This window comes from Halomonas sp. S3-1-1, assembly GCF_023757625.1.
Classification (GTDB): domain Bacteria; phylum Pseudomonadota; class Gammaproteobacteria; order Pseudomonadales; family Halomonadaceae; genus Vreelandella.
On sequence record NZ_JALGBZ010000003.1, the window covers coordinates 450,734 to 469,810 of the forward strand.

Below are 19,077 nucleotides of genomic sequence, written 5' to 3' on the forward strand. Positions count from 1 at the left end.
GGTTCCTTATGAAACGACCGGGTAAAACCACCGAGCGCCTCGCCCCCTGGATCGCCGTGGCGGTGCTGGTGCTGGTATGGGAGGCCGCGGTGCGGCTTTTCGATGTGCCGAGCTTCATCTTCCCAAGCGCTCTCGACACCGCCAACGCGCTCGTCGACTACGCCGGGCCAATCGGGCGCCACTCCTGGCAAACCTTCTGGACCACGCTGATCGGCTTTGGCCTCGGCGTGGCGGTGGGGCTGGTGCTGGGCTTCATCATCGGCTCGTCACGTTTTTTGTATAACGCCTGCTACCCGCTGCTGGTCGGCTTCAACGCCATTCCCAAGGTCGCCTTCGTGCCCATCCTGGTGGTCTGGTTCGGCATCGGCTCGATCCCGGCGATCCTGACCGCCTTTTTGATCTGCTTTTTTCCTATCGTGGTCAACGTGGCGACAGGGCTTGCCACACTCGAGCCTGAGATGGAGGACGTGCTGCGCGTGCTTGGCGCACGGCGCATCGACGTGCTGCTCAAGGTCGGCATGCCGCGCTCGCTGCCCTACTTTTTCGCCTCGCTGAAGGTGGCGATCACTTTGGCATTCGTGGGCACCGTGGTGTCGGAAACCGTGGCGTCGAACCAGGGCATCGGCTATCTGATGATGAGCGCCGGCTCGCAGATGCGCATGGGGCTGGTGTTTGCGGGCTTGATCGTGATCAGCGCCATGGCCATGGTGATGTACGAGCTGTTCGCGGTGCTGGAAAAGCGCATGACGGCCTGGGCGCACCGCGGTCAGTAAGGGCTGATGCGCAGGGTTTGAGAAAAATTCTTAAAAACAAGGCTTACCAGCGGTACAGGAGCGAGGCGCTGGTGGTGTTGTCGGTGCGCTCGATGGTATCCGGCGGCGGCTGTGAGTTGTGCTTGATCTCGTGGGACAAGCGCATCGAGATCCGCGGCGTCACCCGAGCGGTCAGGGCGGTGAAGGAGCGCGAGGTAGTGTTTTCCGACGTGTACTCGACGGACATCTCCTGCTCGAAATCAGTGCCCTCGGCGAACCCAAAACGGTACGCCAGCGCAGTGTAGGCGACGGCCAGTTGCTGGTCGTCGTACTCGCGCAGCCGGTCGTTGCGATAGCCCGGGCCCGCCTCGAGCGACAGCGACTGTCTATCGCCTGCGAGCAGTTGGCGCCCGTAGCCGCCGATCACCGAGAGCTGCTGGTCGTAGCCGGCGAAGCGGTCCTTTTCCCAACGGGAGAAGCCGAACAGATAGTGCGGGCCGCTGAAATCAAAGCGCTCGCGCCCGGCCAGCAGATACTGCTCGGCGCTGGTTTCGCCATCCTTGGTGACGTTTCGCACCTCGCCGCGCAGAGAGTGGGTCAAGTTGCCGGTCAGCCAAGTCAGGCGGGTCTTGCCGATCAGCGTTTGGCTGTCGGTATTGCCCGAAAGATGGGTGAAGCCGAGCTCGGCATCGCCGGTGAAGTTCGGTGAACCGTCGTCCGGCGGGGGCGGGGCGTAGAACGGGTTGGCCATCGCCGCCCCTGCAAACAGCGGCCAGCACACCAGTACACTGCTTCTCAATAAAGTAAGCACGTTACCTTCTTTTCCAAAATTCACGAAAGCGAACCACGCCCGGTCGCGCAAAAGCGCCATAGATTACCGTGGCTTTGGCCTGCGTGCCATAATGACGCCTTTGCGCCCGCTGAGTTCCCTCATGTCGTTGTCCCGGCCTTCGCTTGCCGATTTGAAACCCGGCCAGCGGCCCCGTTCCCGGCGCCGCTGGTACAAACGCAGCTTTCGCCTGCAGGTCATGCTGCTGGTGGGGCTGTTGCTGGCCGGTATGCTGCTGGCCCAGGGCACGTATCTGAATCACCGCAAGGCCGATATCGTCACCGCCCAGATGGGCGAGCGGGCGCTGGCGGTGGCGAAAACCGTGGCGGGCATGCCGAGCATCGTCGCCGCTTTTGACACCGACGACCCGGCGCGCATCATCCAGCCTTTGGCCGAGCGGGTGCGACTGGAAACCGGCGCCCGCTACGTGGTGGTGGGCAACGCCCAGTCGATTCGCTACTCCCACCCCGTGCCGGAGCGTTTGGGCCAGCGGATGGTCGGCGGCGACAACGGCCAGGCGCTGCGTGACGGACGCTCCTACGTCTCCGAGGCGACCGGCACACTCGGCACGGCGATGCGCGGCAAGGCGCCGATTCGGGATGAGGCGGGCAACATCATCGGGCTGGTCTCGGTCGGCTTTCTGGTCGACCGGGTGGAGATGGATGCGGCGCGCTACACAAGCCTTGGCTGGATGCTGGTGGGCCTGATGATCCTGCTCGGCTTTGCCGGCGCGTACGTGCTCTCCCAGCACTTGAAAAAGGTGATTCTCGGGCTCGAACCCTACGAGATCGCCCGGCTCGCGCTGGAGAAAGAGGCCATTTTGCAGTCCATCCACGAAGGCATTCTGGCGGTCAACCGCGAAGGCCACATTACGCTGGTGAACCAGCAGGCGCGTCGGCTGATGGAGTTGCCCGACGACCAGGCGCTGCTCGGCCAGCCGATTCGCGAGGTGGTGCCCAACTCCCGGCTTCTGGAGGTGCTCAAGCGCGGCGAACAGGAGTTCGACCAGCAGATGTGGCTGAATGATCACCCGGTGGTGGTCAATCGCGTGCCGATCATCGATGAGGGCGAGATCGAAGGGGCGGTGGCGACCTTTCGCAGCCGACGCGAGATCGTCGATCTTTCCGAGGCGCTGACCCAGGCGAGTCGCGATGTCGACATGCTGCGTGCCCAGGCCCATGAGTTCTCCAACAAGCTCTACACCATTTCCGGTCTCTTGCAGCTTGGGCGCGTCGAGGAGGCGCTCAAGCTGATTCATCAGGAGAGCGAACGCGCCCAGAAGCAGATGAGCTTTTTGATGAGCCACGTGGCGGACACGGTGCTAAGCGGCACCTTGCTTGGCAAGCTGACTCGGGCGCGCGAGCTTGGCGTGGCGCTCGAGATCGACGAGCAGAGCTCGCTGTCGCAGCCGCTGACGCCAAGCGGCCAGGAGGTGATGATGACCGTGGTGGGCAACCTGCTCGACAACGCCTTCTTTGCCACGCTTCACGGCCCCCGCGCGGATTCCCCGACGGTGCGGCTATTCTTTACCGATCTGGGCGAGCAGCTCGTCATCGAGGTGGACGACAACGGCCCGGGCGTGTCCGCCGAGCACGTCGAGTCGATTTTCAGCGAGGGCTTTTCGACCAAGACCGGCCAGCACCAGGGGCTGGGCCTGGCGCTGGTCGCCCGGCTTTGCCGGCAGTACGGGGGAGACGTCACACTCGAGGAGAGCGAGCTGGGCGGGGCCTGCTTCATCGCCGTGCTGAACCGTTCGCTGTGCGTGCAGATCGGGCCCGATTCGCCCGTGGTAGACTGCTAAGCCAGCTCGGCGCATGACGGCACTATCACTAACGACGAATACCTATAACGACATCGATCCTGGAAGCGCTATGGCGGCACACGAGTACGGTATCCTGGTGGTGGAGGACGATTTTCGCATCGCCGATATTCACCGCGCGTTCATCGAACAAAACGACGGCTTCAAGGTGGTCGGCCAGGCGCGAAGCGGTGCCGAGGCCCGCGAGCAGATGGCGCGCCACGGCGAAAGCGTCGACCTGGTGCTGCTGGATGCTTACCTTCCGGACGTTCAGGGGCTCGAGCTTCTCTGGGCGCTGCGTCGCGACTATGTCCACGTGGAGATCGTCATGGTCACCGCCGCCCGCGAGGTCGAGACCATCAGCGAAGCGCTGCGCGGCGGCGTTTTTGACTACCTCATCAAGCCCGTCGAGGCACAGCGCATGCAGCAGATGCTGGCGCGCTTTCAGCGCGAGCGGGCCCAGCTCGCCTGTCGCCAGCAGATGAGCCAGGCCGAGCTCGATCGCATGCTGGCGCGAGTGCAGCCGCCCGCCCCGCCGGTCGCCGGGCGCAGCCTGCCCAAGGGCATCGATCGCCTGACGCTTCGCGCGATCGTCGAGGCGCTGCAGCACGCCGACCATCCGCTGGCCGCCGCTCAGGTCGCCAGGGCCATGGGGGCCAGCCGCTCCACCACGCGGCGCTACCTGGAGTATCTGGTCTCGGTGCACGTGGTCGAGGCCGAATTGGGCTATGGTGATGTAGGTAGGCCCGAACGCCGCTACCGCTTACAGCGCACTAGCACCGAGTATCTTGAAACGCTGTAAGCCTTTCCGCCGTTCCCGCCTTCCACGCCTGGGCTGGCGCTCGTGAACACAATGAACAAAATGCCCACAATGCTCTTTTTGTGCATTATGTCCAGAAGCTTGTTGCCAGGTCCTATCCTCTTCTAACGTCTCGCCGTTGCACGATCAGCGCGGTGCATCATCACAACAAGTGCAGCGCACGACTTACCAAGCACCGCTTTAATAAGCACCACAACAATAGATCACCTTCAGGAGAGCGCCATGACCCTCACGTCCTCATTCAAGTACGTCACGCTGCTGGCTCTGCCGCTGGCCGCCGCTTCATTCGCCACTACCGCCGCCGCCTTCGACCCCACCGGTAAGGTCGAGTGCATCGCGCCGTCGGATCCGGGCGGCGGCTGGGACTTCACCTGTCGAAGCGTCGGTAACGTGATGCAGGAGCTCGACCTGGTGCCGGCCAACGTGCAGACCATCAACATGGCCGGTGCCGGCGGCGGCGTGGCCTTTGCCCACGTCGTAAGCAAGCGCGCCGGCGACGACCAACTGCTGGTCGCCGCCTCGACCGCGACCACCACGCGCCTGGCCCAGGGGCAGTTTCCCGGGCTTTCCGCGGATATGGTCAACTGGGTCGGCGCATTGGGCGCCGATTACGGCATCATTGCGGTCTCCGCGGACTCTGAATACCAGGATCTCAACGACCTGATGGACGCGCTGAAGGACGATCCGCGCAGCGTCAAATTCGCCGGCGGCAGCGCCCGGGGCGGCTGGGATCATCTCAAGGTGCTGATCGCCGCCCAGGCCGCCGAGGTCGAAAATCTACCGCGCATCGCCTATTTGTCCTACAACAATGGCGGCGAAGCGCTGACTCAGGTCATCGGCGGCCACGTGGATGCTTTCACCGGCGACATCACCGAAGCCCAGGGCTTCATGGAGTCCGGCGATCTGCGCGTGCTGGCGGTGCTCTCGGAAGAGCGCCTGCCCGGTGATTTCGCCGATATTCCCACCGCCCGTGAGCAGGGCATCGATGCGCTCGGCCCCAACTGGCGCGGCTTTTACATGCCCGCCGATATCTCTGACGACGCCCTGGCTTACTGGACCGACGCCATGGATACGATCTATGAGAGCGAAGAGTGGCAAAACGTCATGTCGCAAAACGGCCTGATGCCGTTTCACATGACCGCCGGCGAGTTCGAGGCGTTCGTGCTTAATCAGATCGATGAAATCGAGCAGATCTCTCAAGATATCGGGCTGATTCAGTAATGACATTTAACGACCGCATCTTTGGGGTCCTGTTGATCGTCCTGGCCGTCGCGTACGGCTGGGCCGCCTCGCAGTTTCCCGTACCGTTTGGTGGCGGCGAGGCGGTGGGGCCGGATACCTTCCCCAAGCTTTTGGCCGTGGTACTGGCCATCTCCAGCCTCTACCTGATCGTGCGCCCCGACCCGGATAACGCCTGGCCCTGGAGTCGCACCGGCGTCGAGTTGATCGTCGCCGTGGTGGTGCTGATTCTTTACGCGATGCTGCTGCAGCCGTTGGGCTTCATCATCAGCACTACGCTGGCCGTAGGCACGCTTTGCTGGCGCATGGGCGCACCGCCCGTGAAGGCTTACGTGACCGGGGCCGTGGCCGGGGTGATCGTCTACTTCCTGTTCAGCTACGGGCTGGATCTCGCCCTGCCGCTGGGGCTGCTCTCCTTTCTGGAGGTGAACTGATGGAAACCCTTGGTTTTTTGATGGACGGGTTCGGGGTAGCGCTTCAGCCCCATAACCTGATGTTCGCCTTAATGGGGGCCTTTTTGGGTACCCTGATCGGGGCGCTTCCGGGGCTGGGCCCGGCCAACGGCGTGGCCATTCTGATTCCGTTGGCCTTCAGTTTGGGGCTGGCGCCGGAAACCGCGCTGATCATGCTGACCTCGGTTTACGCCGGGGCGATGTACGGCGGGCGTATCTCGTCGATCCTGCTCAACATTCCCGGCGACGAGCCGGCCATGATGACCTGCCTGGACGGCTACCCCATGGCCCAGAAGGGCAAGGCCGCCGAGGCGCTAGCGATCTCCGCCATTGCTTCCTTCATCGGCAGCCTGGTCGCAACCGTGGGCCTGATTTTGCTGGCGCCGCTGTTGGCCAAATTTGCGCTGACGTTTGGCCCGGCGGAGTACTTTGCGCTGTTCATGCTGGCGTTTGCCACCCTGGGCGGCATCACCGGCAAGAACCCGGTCAAAACGGTGGTCGCGGCATGTCTGGGCTTGATGATCGCCACGGTGGGCATCGATAACACCGGGGTGCAGCGCTATACCTTCGGTGTGCTCGAGCTTTTCGAGGGCGTCGACTTCATCATCGCCATCGTCGGCCTGTTCGCCATTTCCGAGCTTTTGTTCTTCATCGAGGAGCGCGCCGGCGGTGGCAAGGAGAACATGAAGGTCAACAAACTTGCGCTGAGCTGGCGTGAGATTCGCGATATCCTCCCCACCAGCCTGCGCGGTGGCGTGCTGGGCTTTATCGCTGGCGTATTGCCGGGGGCCGGCGCGTCCCTGGGTAGCTTCATCAGTTATACCCTCGAAAAGAAGGTGGTCGGCAAGAAGGGCCATTTCGGCCAGGGCGACCCGCGCGGCGTAGCCGCCCCGGAGGCAGGTAACAACGGCGCCTCGAGCGGCGCGTTAGTGCCCATGCTGACCCTTGGCGTGCCCGGTAGTGGCACGACCGCGGTACTGCTGGCACTGCTGATTTCGCTGAACATCACCCCCGGCCCGCTCATGTTCACCCAGAACGCCGATATCGTCTGGGGCGTGATTGCGGCGCTGTTGATCGGTAACTTCCTGCTGCTGTTGCTCAACATCCCGCTGGTGGGCATTTTCGTGAAGCTTTTGTCGATTCCGCCGATGTACCTGCTACCGGTGGTGACGATGGTGGCGTTCGTGGGGATCTACTCGATCAGCAACACGACGTTTGACCTCTACTTCATGGTGGCCTTCGGCGTGGGCGGCTACATTCTGCGCAAGCTGGAGATACCGCTGGTGCCGGTGATTCTGGGGCTGCTGCTGGGCCCGGAAATGGAGAAGAATCTGCGCCACGCCATGGAAATTTCCGACGGCGACTGGATGATCCTGTGGGACAGCGGCCTGGCAATCGGCCTGTGGGTCTTCGCCGGGGTAGGGCTGATCCTGCCGTATCTGCTGGGCCCGCTGCTGCGTCGGCGCATGCAAAAGCCTATCGAAAAGGGCACGCCGGAGAGCGATTGATCCAGTTGCTCGAGGCTGTAAAGCGGGATGTGTAAGCGCTGATTGCTCCCGTTCCCGGCCAGGACCGTTCTTTTCTGCTGGCGCCCTTCGGGGCGCCTTTTTTGATTCCCGGTTTGGTTTGATGAAAGCCCACGGCAATGGCGCCTCCACGGGGTAATCGTTAATATTTGACGTTTGATCCTTATCGCTTTTGGGAGCTACCGTGAAACTGCCGCTTTATGTCCTATTGGCGCTATCCACAATAGCGCTGTCCGCTAACGCCGCGCCCACAGTGTTGGCACCCTCCAATGCAGACTCTCGGGCGTACCAGATAGGCTTGGCCAGTACGACGAGCGTCGAGGGCGAAGAGCCTCGGGAGAGCGAGGTGAGCGTCATTGCACAGGCGGCGCGGTTTCGTATTGAAAGCACGATGCATGGGCCGGAGAGCGACGCGTTTTTGCTTCGGGTTAAGCCGCTTTGGTTGGTGACGCTAGGAAACGGTGAACGAGTCGACACTGCAAACGGCGGTGAGTGGGCGGGCGCCCGTGTCTGGCTCGAACAGGGCTTTGACATCACGCTCGATCGTGATGGGGCGGCCGTCGGCGGTCTTCAAGCGCCCCCATCAGACGCTGCTGGTGCTTCCGACATGCCGAGCGAGCTTGGTGAGCCGCTGCTCGACCAGCAGGCCGTTCCGGTGCTGCCGGTGGCGCTGGAGCTCGAACCGGGGTGGAGCACGACCGCTCCATTTGCCGGGCTGCAAAACGCGCGGTTCGAGGTGCTCGACGTGACACCGGAGCATGCCTATATCGATATCGTCGCCGAGGAGGCGGGCACTTCTCTGGCGGGGCTGGTCAAGCTCGATCGAACAACGGGCTGGATTCAGAACCAGGTAGTGACCACGCATACAGCGCTTTCGCCCTCGGTCGATACGTCGGCCGAATCGCTTTTTCGAACAACGGCCTTCGTTCCGCTGGAGGCACAGGAGGAGATGGCGAATCCCTACTATACCAGCATGCTATATTTTGGTTCGTGGGAGGCCGGGCTACGTGACGGTCGGGGCGCAAAGCCGGCCAGCGAAGCGGCCGTTTTCGACGCAACAAGCTCGCTAGATGTCGGGGAGAACTATCTTTTGTTAGAGCTGCGCCAGTCAGTGCAGACGCCCGACGCTATCGGACATCTGAAAGTCACCGAACTTGAATTGAAGGATGCTTCCGGCGAGCCGGTCGACGTGCAGACTATCCTCATGCCGATGACGGTCACCGATACTGCCGACGGCGTCATTTCGTCGTTTGCTGTCCAAGCGCTCTCCCTGACGGACACCCGAGAGCTGCTCGGTCGTATCGAGACGGCGACGGCGCACATTGAGTGGCGACCGGCCACCCGCCAGCACCTGACGCTCGTTCCGGATGACGAAGGGGTGGCTCACGTGCGCCATGATGAAATCGAGGCGGACATCAGGCCCTTGCCAGAGGGTAGGGCGGAGTTAGTAGTAACGGGCTCGCCCCAGGATCGCACTCGCTGGAGAGTCACCAGCGATCAGGAAGTAACCGGCCGGGTGTACGCCTATGAGCGGGGGCCGAGCTGGCTGACGCCCGGCGAAAGTCGGAATCGCCAACTGGCGTCGGCGCACCCTGAAGGGCGGCGCATCGTGCTCTCCTCCATGCCCACCCAAGTCGATCTATGGGTCGATCAGTTCGAAGACGCGCCAGCGGCGACGCACGTCGTGGAGTTTAACCGCGATGGGAAAGAGTAACCGACTCGCTTCAACGGTGCCTGCTTTACGTTCGAAAAGGCACCGCTGAAAAGAATCGTTTTGGTGCGGACGGTTATTTTGGTGCATCGAAAACGTGCTTGGCGGGGAGTTGCGCGCGCCAGTCTGGTGCGCAAGGGTTTGATTAAGCGTTCCTCATTGTTTTTAAGCATATGATATTGCTTGTTTAATGGTGGAAAGCTTTAGTTTGGCGCACGCCTTGCAAACGTTATGAGCGATACCTTTGGGCGTTTGCCCGAAGGTTCTGCGCTCAAATAACGAGCCCTCTGTAGGGGGCGCAAGGAGACTCAAGTGGCCCAACCAACGCATTCTCTCTCTCGCCGTTTCATGATCACCGCCGTGGCCGCCGCCGTCATGGGCGCCGGTGCTCAGGCCGTTGCCCAAGAAAGCGACGACCCGATCAAGGTCGGTATCCTGCACTCGCTCTCCGGCACCATGGCGATCAGCGAATCGACGCTGAAAGACACCGTCGAAATGCTCATCGAGCAGCAGAACGAAGCGGGTGGGTTGCTTGGTCGCGACCTGGAAGCCGTGGTGGTCGACCCGGCTTCCAACTGGCCGCTGTTCGCCGAGCGTGCCCGCGAGCTGCTGGCTCAGGAAGAGGTCGACGTTATCTTCGGTAACTGGACCTCCGTTTCGCGCAAGGCGGTGCTGCCGGTGGTCGAGGAGCTCAACGGTCTGCTGTTCTACCCGGTGCAGTACGAAGGCGAGGAGTCCTCTGAAAACGTCTTCTACACCGGCGCGGCGCCCAATCAGCAGGCGATTCCCGCCGTCGATTATTTGATCAACGAAGTCGGCATCGAGCGCTTCGCCCTGGTCGGCACCGACTACGTCTATCCGCGCACCACCAACCGCATTCTGGAAGCCTACCTACAGGACGAGCACGGCGTGGCGGAAGAGGACATCATGGTCAACTACACGCCCTTCGGCCATTCGGACTGGCAGAACATCGTCTCGGAAATTCGCCGCTTCGGCGAAGAGGGCAAGCCCACTGCGGTCGTCTCGACCATCAACGGCGACGCCAACGTGCCGTTCTACCGTGAGCTTGCCAACCAGGGCATCGACGCCGCCGACATTCCGGTCATCGCCTTCTCGGTAGGCGAGCAGGAGCTTTCCGGGATCGATACGGGCCCGCTGGTTGGCCACCTGGCGGCCTGGAACTACTTCATGAGCGTGGACACCGACGAGAATTACGACTTCATCGATGCCTGGATCGAGCATACCGGCGATGAGATGTCGGTGACCAACGACCCGATGGAAGCCCACTACATTGGCTTCAACATGTGGGCGGAAGCGGTACGCAAGGCGGGCACGGTGGATGTCGACGCGGTGAAGGACGCCATCATCGGTGTCACCGTGCCGAACCTGTCCGGCGGCTATGCGGCCATGATGCCCAACCACCACATCACCAAGCCGGTGCTGATCGGCGAGATCCAGGACAACGGTCAGTTCGACATCGTCTGGCAAACGCCGTCGACGGTTGCCGGCGACGCCTGGTCCGACTATCTGCCCGGCTCCCGCGATCTGATCGCTGACTGGCGCAAGCCCATGGAGTGCGGCAACTTCAACGTCGTCAACGGCTCCTGCGGTGGCAGCACCGCCGCGGAAGAAGCCGAAGCGGCGCTGGCCGAGTAACGCTCCCTTCACCCGGGCCGCAGCCGCGGCCCGGGGCACGCCACCTCCAACTTACACTTAAAGGAACAACCCATGAGGCGCTTCCTTTTCTGGGCGCTGCTGTGTCTGCTGGCCGGCTTTTTGCCAAGTGCCGCGGCACAAACCAGCGCACAAGACAGTGACCCCGGCTATTCGCTGCTCGAAACCCTGAACGTCGACTCGTACCGCGACAAGGGCGAGGCGATCACCGCGATTTTGCAAAGCGATGACGAGCGTGCCCGGGGCTGGCTGCAGGCGCTGCTCGACGGCCGTTTGCAGCGCACCGATGATGGCCGCTTCGTCATCGTGCTGAACAATACCGGGCGCAGCTGGCCCGTCGAAGATGCGCTCAGCGGCGAGCCGCTGGGTGAGATGTCGCGCCGCGAGCTCGACCGCATCGGGATCAACAACGCGCTGCGCAATCAGCTCCGAAGCGCCATCGCCGTGGTGGATCTTTACTCGCCCAACGTCGAGCGCCGGCGGACCTCCGCCGACCGCCTGCTGGGCGAAGTGGACGATGAGCTCTTTGACACCCTGACACCGCTGATCGAGGACGCCGAGGACGACTACGTGCGCCGGCGCCTGATTCAGGCGGTCGCAATTTATCAAACCGAAAACGGTGAGATGGCAGGCGTCGAGGCGCTGGCCGGAAGCCTGCACCCGCGTGCCCGCGTGGCGCTGAACCGCGCCACCAATGCCGAGAACCCGGCGGTGGCGGACGCCGCCCGCGCCGCACTTGCAAGCGTCGAGCAGAACTTGAAGATCAACCGCGGCGTCGAGACGCTCTACTTCGGCCTGAGCCTTGGCTCGGTGCTGGTGCTCTCCGCCATTGGCCTGGCCATCACCTTTGGCGTGATGGGCGTGATCAACATGGCCCACGGCGAGCTGATGATGCTCGGCGCCTACACCACCTGGATGATGCAGCAGCTCTTGCCCGGCCAGCCCGGGCTTGCGCTGATGCTCTCGATTCCCGCCGGCTTTCTGGTGGCCGCGCTTGCCGGTATCGCCATCGAGCGCAGCGTGATCCAGTTTCTCAAGGGCCGCCCACTGGAAACGTTGCTTGCCACTTTCGGTATCAGCCTGATCCTGCAGCAGCTGGTGCGCACGGTGATATCGCCGCTCAACCGTACGGTGATCACGCCGGAGTGGATGAGTGGGTCGCTTGTCATCAACGATGCGCTATCGCTGACGCTCAATCGCTTGTTCGTGATGGGTTTTGCGCTGCTGGTCTTTGTCGCTCTGATGCTGATCATGCGCCGTACGCGTTTGGGCCTCGAGGTGCGCGCGGTGACGCAAAACCGCGCCATGGCGCGTTCCATGGGTATTCGCGCGACCAGGGTCGATATCATGACCTTCGCGCTGGGCTCTGGCGTTGCCGGGCTTGCCGGCGTGGCGCTTTCCCAGCTCACCAACGTCGGGCCGAATCTGGGCCAGAACTACATTATCGATTCTTTCATGGTGGTGGTGTTTGGCGGCGTAGGGAATCTGTGGGGCACGCTGGTGGCGGGGCTTTCGCTTGGCGTGATCAACCAGATCCTTGAGCCTTGGGCGGGGGCAGTGCTGGCCAAGATCATCGTGCTGGTGTTCATCATCCTGTTCATTCAAAAGCGCCCGCGGGGACTCTTCCCGCAGAAGGGCCGCGCGGCAGAGGGTTAACCGATGACCTTTCAGGCAACCTCGAGCCGCTTCTGGCTCGCCCGCCCATTCACCGAGCGCGCCACCCAGCTGTTTCTCGGCGTACTGTTTGCCGCGCTGCTGATCGTCACCGTGCTGCACGTGGCCGTGCCGCAAGGCAGCGCCCTGCACGTGAACGCCTACACGGTGAACCTGTTCGGCAAGTACTTGAGCTACGCGCTGCTCGCCGTGGCGGTGGATCTGGTGTGGGGGTATCTGGGTATTCTAAGCCTTGGCCACGGCGCCTTTTTTGCCATTGGCGGCTACGCCATGGGCATGTACCTGATGCGCCAAATTGGCGACCGCGGCACCTACGGCGACCCGGTGCTGCCGGACTTCATGGTGTTTCTCAACTGGGATAGCCTGCCCTGGTACTGGCTAGGCTTCGACATGGCCTGGTTCGCCTTCGCCATGGTGCTGCTCGCACCCGGGCTTTTAGCGCTGATCTTCGGCTTTCTGGCGTTTCGCTCCCGGGTCACCGGGGTGTATCTCTCGATCATCACCCAGGCGCTGACCTTTGCGCTGATGCTGGCGTTCTTTCGCAACGAAATGGGCTTTGGCGGCAACAACGGCCTTACCGACTTCCGCGAGATTCTGGGCTTCAATCTGCGAAGCAGTGATACGCGGCTAGGGCTCTTTCTGGCTTCCGGGGTAGCGCTGGCGCTGGGCTACGTGCTGTGCCGGGCGATCGTCACCAGCAAGCTTGGCCGCGTCTGCGTGGCCACTCGTGATGCCGAGGCGCGCACGCGCTTCATCGGCTACCGGGTCGAGCGCTTTCAGCTCTTCGTGTTCGTGGTCTCCGCCATGCTCGCTGGTGTCGCCGGGGCGCTCTACGTGCCGCAAGTGGGCATCATCAACCCCAGCGAGTTCTCGCCGCTGTTCTCGATCGAGATCGTACTGTGGGTGGCGCTCGGTGGGCGCGCCACGCTTTACGGCGCGGTGATCGGCGCGATTCTGGTCAACTACGCCAAGACCGTGTTCACCGGCGTGATGCCGGATGCCTGGCTCTTCGCCCTGGGTGGGCTGTTCGTGCTGGTCACGGTGCTTCTGCCCAAAGGCGTGGCGGGGCTCTTTTCCCATCTTCGCCGACGCGATTCCACCTACTCACGGGAGGCGAGCGCATGAGCTTTTTCGAGTCGCTTAGAGAGCGCGATCGGGTCTTCGATTTCATGACCCCTCAGGCGTCCACCGTGGACGTGCGCCATGGCCCGATTCTCTACATGGAGGATGTCACCGTCAGCTTCGACGGCTTCAAGGCGATCAACAAGCTGAACCTGACCATCGACGACGGTGAGCTACGCTGCATCATCGGCCCCAACGGCGCGGGCAAGACCACCATGATGGACATCATCACCGGCAAGACGCGGCCCAACGAGGGAAGCGTCTGGTTCGGCAGCCGCCATAATCTCTTGAAAATGAACGAACCCGAGATCGCAAGTTTGGGCATAGGGCGCAAGTTCCAGAAGCCCACGGTGTTCGAGGCACTGAGCGTGTTCGAGAACCTGGAGCTCGCCATGGCGGCCGACAAGCGCATCTTCCCCACGCTCACCGCCCGCATGACCGGCGAGACACGCGATCGCATCGAAGAGGTGCTGACCACCATCGGTTTGACCGAGCTGCGCTTTCAACCCGCGGGTATTCTCTCCCACGGCCAGAAGCAGTGGCTGGAGATCGGCATGCTGCTGATGCAGCGCCCAAGGCTTCTGCTGGTCGACGAACCCGTGGCCGGAATGACCGAGCAGGAGATGGAGCGCACCGCCGAGCTCTTGACGCGCCTGGCCGGCAAGCAGTCGGTAGTGGTGGTCGAGCACGACATGGGGTTCGTGCGCTCCATCGCCCGCAAGGTGACGGTGCTTCACCAAGGCAGCGTGCTGGCCGAAGGCAGCATGGACCAGGTCGCAAGCGACCCCAGCGTGGTCGAGGTGTACCTGGGCGCGGACGACGAGGAGGCGGCCTGATGCTCGCGATCGAACAACTCAATCAATTCTACGGCGAAAGCCACACCCTGTGGGATCTGGATCTCGACGTGCCCAAAGGGCAGTGCACCTGCGTGATGGGCCGCAACGGGGTGGGCAAGACCACCCTGATGAAAGCGATCATGGGCGAAGTCGCGGTCAAAAGCGGCGCGCTTAGATTTCAAGCGGAAGGCGGCGAGGTCGAGCTGACCAAAAAGGCGATCGAGGCGCGCTCGCGTTTGGGCGTAGGCTTCGTCCCGCAGGGGCGCCAGATATTTCCCATGCTGACCGTCGAGGAGAACCTGCGCACGGGCCTTGCCGCCCGTGGCGACGGCTTGAAAAAGATTCCGGCGCGGATCTATGAGCTCTTCCCGGTGCTGGAGGAGATGAAACATCGCCGTGGCGGCGATCTCTCCGGCGGCCAACAGCAGCAGCTCGCCATCGGCCGTGCCCTAGTGATCGAGCCCAAACTTTTGATTTTGGACGAGCCGGGCGAGGGCATTCAGCCCAACATCGTGGCGCAAATCGGCCAGGTAATCCGCCAACTGATCGAAGAGGACGGCCTAACGGTGCTACTGGTCGAGCAGAAGCTACCCTTTGCCAGAAAATACGCCGACCGCTTTGTGATCATGGACCGCGGCCGCCCGGTAGCCAAGGGTGAGATCGGCGAGCTATCCCAGGAGCTGATCAAGACGCACCTGACGGTGTGAGTTATCCACACCCGGTTGCCTCGATTAATGACGCTCGACCAAAGACAGCGCCCGCCAATAGGCGGGCGCTTTTTTAGGCGGGTAGGCACCGGCATTCACATCGTGGCTGGCGGCTCCACAGGTGCTTGCCGCGCCCGTCGACGCTTCAGCACTTGGGTCATCAAGCCATAGCGCGGCCCAAACAGAAAAGCGAGGATCAAAAATACCCCGGTCATCACCGCCATCATGCCGCCGATCGAGACGTTGAAATGCACAGCGAGAAAGTAGCCGCTAATGCTCGAGGCGATCGAAATCAGCGCGCCGATGACGAACATCATCCACAGCCGGTCGGTGAGCAGGTATGCCGCCGAGGCGGGGACGATCGCAAAAGCGATAAACAGCACCGCGCCGACGGCATCGAAGGCGGCTACGGCGGTGGAGCTGGTGAGCATCAAGAGCACGTAAAAGAGAATCGTCGGCATGAAACCGAAGGTTTTGGCCAGCGCCGGATCGAACGTGGCAAGCTTCAGCTCTTTGTAGAAGAGCCCGATGAAGGCGTAGTTGATCAGCGTCATCACGCTCATCGACACCAGCGCCTGAGGAATGGGCAGGCCAAACAGCTCGACGGTATCCAGCCAGACGAAGCCGATTTCTCCGAGCAGCACCGTGTGGGTGTCGATGTGAACGTCGTGGGCGTAGATATTGAGCAGCAGCACGCCGATGGAGAACAGCGCCGGAAACACAAGCCCGATGGCGGCGTCCTGTTTGACGCGCTTGGTGTTGGCCAGCGCCTCGGTGAGAAAGACGGTCAAAAGCCCGGTCAGTGCGGCGCCGATGAGCTGCACCGGCCCGCTCTGCTGTTTGGTGAGTATCCAGACGATGACGATACCGAACACGATCGAGTGGCTAATGGCATCCGAGAGCATGCTGTTGCCGCGCAGCACCAAAAAGGTCCCCACTGCCGAGGAGGCGATGCCCACCATGGCGCCGACCAGAATGATCGGCAGCGCGGTACTGTTGAGAAGCTCCGCGATCATGGCGCGACCTCCTCGAAGGTGGCGACGACCTGGCGCGCTTTTGCCTGCCCCGTTGCCGTTAGCCCCCAGCCCGCCTCACCTTGTGAGCGGATCAGGTAGCCCTGGCGCTTCAAGCGAGCCAGCGTTAACCGCGCGCTCAGCGTCGAGCGCCGTGTCGCGGGCCTGGTCGGGTGTTTGTACAGTGTGTAAAGAAGCTGGCGTTTTTGCAGCTCGGCTTTCTGGCGGTAGTGTTTCACGATGCCCCATAAAAGCCCGCGGTTAGGTGCCAGGGCCAGTGACAGCAGCACGATGATTGTTGCGGTAAGCACGATGAGCGGGCCGGTGGCGAGTCCGCGCGAGAGCGTGCTGATGGTGGCCCCGGACACGCCGCTGACGATGCCCACACCCGCCGCGATGGCAAGCATTGAGCCCAGGTGGCGGCTCCATTGACGCGCCGCCGCCGCCGGGGCGACGATCATCGCCGCCATCAAAATCACCCCGACCATCTGCAAACCGACCACCACCGCTAGCGCCACCATGGCGGTAAGCGTCGCTTCGATGGCCGTCGTAGGCATCCCCAAGGTGCGGGCGTACTCGGCGTCGAACGTCACCAGTTTGGCCTGCTTCCAAAAGGCAGCAAGCAGTGAAAGTGTCACTAGTGTTACGCCGCCCATTACCCAGAGATCCGAGCGCAGCGTGGCGGCGGCCTGGCCGAACAGAAAAGCTTCAAGCCCTCCCTGGGAGGCGTTGCTGGTGCCCTGAATATAGGTGAGCAGCACGATGCCAACGGCAAAGAAAAGGCTCAGACAAACCCCCAAGCCCGCGTCCGTTTTCAGGCGGCTTTTGCGGGTGAGCAGCAGCATGAGGAGCGCGGCAAGCGAGCCGGTCACAAGCGCGCCGATCATGATGCCGCCGATATCTCGGCTACCGGTGATGATAAAGCTTAGGCATATTCCCGGAAGGGCCGCGTGGGAGATAGCGTCGCCTAAAAGGCTCTGGCGGCGCAGTACCGCAAAGCAGCCAAGGGGGCCGCTGATCAGGCCTAAAAGTGAGGCGCCAATCACCACGTTTTGAAAGGTGTAGTCGGTGAGAAGGTCTAGCCAGGACATGGGTCACGTCACCTTCGAGGCGGAGAACATCAGCGATTCACTGTCGCCGAGCAGGGCGATCTGGCCGCCGTAGGCCTTACGAAGATGATCGATCTTGAACACCTCTTTTGCGTTACCGGAGGCGATGACCCGTACGTTCAGAAGCAGCAGCCAGTCGAAGTAAGTACTCACCGTCTGCAGGTCGTGGTGAACGACGATCACCGTTTTGCCTTCGTCGCGCAGGCGGCGCAGGATATCGATGATCGCCCGCTCGGTGGTGGCGTCGACTCCGGCCATGGGCTCGTCAAGAAAGTAGACGTCGGCTTTTTGCACTAGCGCGCGAGCCAGAAACACCCGCTGCTGCTGACCGCCGGAGAGCTGACTGATCTGGCGGTTCGCCATCTCGCTCATACCCACCATCTCGAGCGCTTCCATGGCCTCCTGGCGCTCTTTACGGCGAGGGCGTTTGAACCAGCCAAGACGCCCGTAAAGGCCCATGATGACGATATCCAGCGCGGTGGTGGGGAAGTCCCAGTCAACGCTCGAGCGCTGGGGTACGTAGCCCACCCGCTTGCGCTGGGAGGCGTAGGACTTGCCGTGCACCTGCACCTCGCCGGAAAGCGACGGCACGAGCCCCAGAATACTCTTGATCAGCGTGCTTTTGCCCGCGCCGTTGGGGCCGACGATGCCCGCCATCACCCCGGCGGGAATATCGAGATCGATATCCCACAGCACGGGCTGATTGTGATAGCTCACGGTCAGATTCTTGATACTGAGTGCCGGCTCAGCGTTACCGGTCTTTGTCATCAAACAATGCCTTTGGTCATCAGGTGTCGAGCTGCCACTCGCTCGCCCAGTCGTTGAGCGCCTCCGGCAGGGGAGCGAGGGTGCCGCCCAGCGCCTCGACGATGTGCTCGGTGTTGCGGTAGATCATGCCCATATAAGTACCGTCGACGGTACCGTCGTCACCCATGGCATCCGAATAAAGCTCGCCGCCGACGTTGACTTCATGGCCTCTTTGGCGCGCCGCGTCGATCACCGCCTGAATGGTGCGTGGGTTGATGGTGCTCTCGACGAACACCGCCGGTACGCGCCGCTCTACCACACTATTGGCCATGTTGCGGATATCGGCAATGCCGGTTTCGGTGGCAGTGCTGATGCCTTGAATACCTTCGACGTCGATGTCGTAGGCGCGACCGAAGTAACTGAACGCGTCGTGGGCGGTAACCAGCACGCGCTGCTCATCCGCGATGGAGGCGATGCTTTCCTTGACCCACTCGTGCAGCGCGAGAAGTTCGGCTTCGTAGCGCTCGGCGTTGGCCTCGATAGAGGCGGCGCACGCCGGGCGCGCCTCGGCCAGGGTGTCGCTCAAGGTCGGGACGGTTTGCGCCCAGAGCGAGACATCCATCCACAGGTGCGGGTCGACCCCGTAGGCGCCTTGAGAGGTGATCAGCGCATCCTCCTCGATCGACGCGGGGGCGACGGCAAGCGTCGGCGTGCGCTTGGCAAAGTTCTCCAGCACCGAGCCAAGCTGGCCCTCGAGCGCGTAGCCCGAGTAAAGAATCTGATCGGCGCCGCGCAGCAGGGCTACATCGCTGGCGCTGGCCTGGTAAAGGTGTGGGTCGACGCCCGGGCCCATCATCGCCTCGACGCTGACGCACTCGCCGCCCACGTTCTGAGCGACATCGGCGATCATGCCGATGGTCGCCACCACGTTCAGTGGCGGCTCGTCGGCCAGCGACAGCGAGCTCAGCGGCAGTAGCGCCATAGCGGCAACGATACGGTGTACGGCCATGGTGGATCCTCGCGGTGATCAAAAAAGCGGGCGGTGTTTTACGTCTGGTAAGAAGTATA

At 62.4% G+C, this 19,077-nt stretch carries 17 protein-coding genes; 12 read left to right on the forward strand and 5 right to left on the reverse strand.

Annotated elements, in window-relative coordinates; genetic code table 11:
* Positions 1–8 precede the first annotated feature (8 nt).
* Positions 9–773 carry an ABC transporter permease gene (locus tag MQW23_RS11445; protein WP_252108224.1) on the forward strand — a complete coding sequence of 255 codons (765 nt, stop codon included), beginning with the start codon at positions 9–11 and terminating at the stop codon, positions 771–773.
* Between the two features lie 43 nt (positions 774–816).
* Here MQW23_RS11445 and MQW23_RS11450 read toward each other — a convergent pair whose 3' ends face one another.
* A complete protein-coding gene (locus tag MQW23_RS11450) occupies positions 817–1,503 on the reverse strand; it encodes a DUF481 domain-containing protein (protein WP_252108495.1) in 687 nt (228 codons plus the stop codon).
* A 181-nt stretch (positions 1,504–1,684) separates the two neighbouring features.
* On the opposite strand from MQW23_RS11450, the gene MQW23_RS11455 reads away from it, so the two are divergent.
* The 11 genes from MQW23_RS11455 (at position 1,685) to urtE (ending at position 15,140) form a co-directional block, all read left to right on the forward strand.
* A complete protein-coding gene (locus MQW23_RS11455) occupies positions 1,685–3,382 on the forward strand; it encodes an ATP-binding protein (RefSeq protein ID WP_252108225.1) in 1,698 nt (565 codons plus the stop codon).
* A 70-nt stretch (positions 3,383–3,452) separates the two neighbouring features.
* Positions 3,453–4,181, forward strand: a complete 729-nt coding sequence (locus tag MQW23_RS11460; protein WP_252108226.1) for a response regulator — start codon at positions 3,453–3,455, stop codon at positions 4,179–4,181.
* Positions 4,182–4,421: 240 nt separating this feature from the next.
* Positions 4,422–5,420: a Bug family tripartite tricarboxylate transporter substrate binding protein gene (locus MQW23_RS11465; RefSeq protein WP_252108227.1), complete on the forward strand. Its 999-nt coding sequence runs from the start codon at positions 4,422–4,424 to the stop codon at positions 5,418–5,420.
* Positions 5,420–5,872: a tripartite tricarboxylate transporter TctB family protein gene (locus MQW23_RS11470; RefSeq protein ID WP_252108228.1), complete on the forward strand. Its 453-nt coding sequence runs from the start codon at positions 5,420–5,422 to the stop codon at positions 5,870–5,872. The genes MQW23_RS11465 and MQW23_RS11470 overlap by 1 nt, the downstream gene beginning before the upstream one ends.
* The gene (locus tag MQW23_RS11475; protein ID WP_252108229.1) at positions 5,872–7,398 is read left to right on the forward strand and encodes a tripartite tricarboxylate transporter permease; all 1,527 of its coding nucleotides are present in this window, start codon (positions 5,872–5,874) and stop codon (positions 7,396–7,398) included. Before MQW23_RS11470 ends, MQW23_RS11475 begins: the two co-directional genes overlap by 1 nt.
* Positions 7,399–7,762: 364 nt before the next feature.
* On the forward strand, positions 7,763–9,130 hold the full coding sequence (locus MQW23_RS11480) for a hypothetical protein (protein WP_252108230.1): 1,368 nt from the start codon (positions 7,763–7,765) through the stop codon (positions 9,128–9,130).
* Positions 9,131–9,502: 372 nt separating this feature from the next.
* Complete coding sequence (gene urtA, locus MQW23_RS11485; protein WP_252108502.1) at positions 9,503–10,783, forward strand: urea ABC transporter substrate-binding protein; 1,281 nt, start codon at positions 9,503–9,505, stop codon at positions 10,781–10,783.
* 72 nt (positions 10,784–10,855) lie between these two features.
* Complete coding sequence (gene urtB / locus MQW23_RS11490; RefSeq protein ID WP_252108231.1) at positions 10,856–12,457, forward strand: urea ABC transporter permease subunit UrtB; 1,602 nt, start codon at positions 10,856–10,858, stop codon at positions 12,455–12,457.
* A gap of 3 nt (positions 12,458–12,460) precedes the next feature.
* Complete coding sequence (gene urtC, locus MQW23_RS11495) at positions 12,461–13,600, forward strand: urea ABC transporter permease subunit UrtC (protein WP_252108232.1); 1,140 nt, start codon at positions 12,461–12,463, stop codon at positions 13,598–13,600.
* Positions 13,597–14,433: an urea ABC transporter ATP-binding protein UrtD gene (gene urtD / locus MQW23_RS11500; protein WP_252108233.1), complete on the forward strand. Its 837-nt coding sequence runs from the start codon at positions 13,597–13,599 to the stop codon at positions 14,431–14,433. Before urtC ends, urtD begins: the two co-directional genes overlap by 4 nt.
* The gene (gene urtE / locus MQW23_RS11505; RefSeq protein ID WP_252108234.1) at positions 14,433–15,140 is read left to right on the forward strand and encodes an urea ABC transporter ATP-binding subunit UrtE; all 708 of its coding nucleotides are present in this window, start codon (positions 14,433–14,435) and stop codon (positions 15,138–15,140) included. Before urtD ends, urtE begins: the two co-directional genes overlap by 1 nt.
* Positions 15,141–15,235: 95 nt before the next feature.
* Here urtE and MQW23_RS11510 read toward each other — a convergent pair whose 3' ends face one another.
* From MQW23_RS11510 to MQW23_RS11525, 4 genes are read right to left on the reverse strand one after another with little or no spacing between them, the layout of a single operon-like run.
* Positions 15,236–16,156 carry a metal ABC transporter permease gene (locus MQW23_RS11510; protein WP_252108235.1) on the reverse strand — a complete coding sequence of 307 codons (921 nt, stop codon included), beginning with the start codon at positions 16,154–16,156 and terminating at the stop codon, positions 15,236–15,238.
* Entirely contained in the window at positions 16,153–17,244 is a 1,092-nt protein-coding gene (locus MQW23_RS11515; protein ID WP_252108236.1) for a metal ABC transporter permease, read from the reverse strand. The genes MQW23_RS11510 and MQW23_RS11515 overlap by 4 nt, the downstream gene beginning before the upstream one ends.
* A gap of 3 nt (positions 17,245–17,247) precedes the next feature.
* Entirely contained in the window at positions 17,248–18,030 is a 783-nt protein-coding gene (locus MQW23_RS11520) for a metal ABC transporter ATP-binding protein (RefSeq protein ID WP_252108237.1), read from the reverse strand.
* A 19-nt stretch (positions 18,031–18,049) separates the two neighbouring features.
* A complete protein-coding gene (locus MQW23_RS11525) occupies positions 18,050–19,018 on the reverse strand; it encodes a metal ABC transporter solute-binding protein, Zn/Mn family (RefSeq protein WP_252108238.1) in 969 nt (322 codons plus the stop codon).
* Between the last annotated feature and the right edge of the window lie 59 nt (positions 19,019–19,077).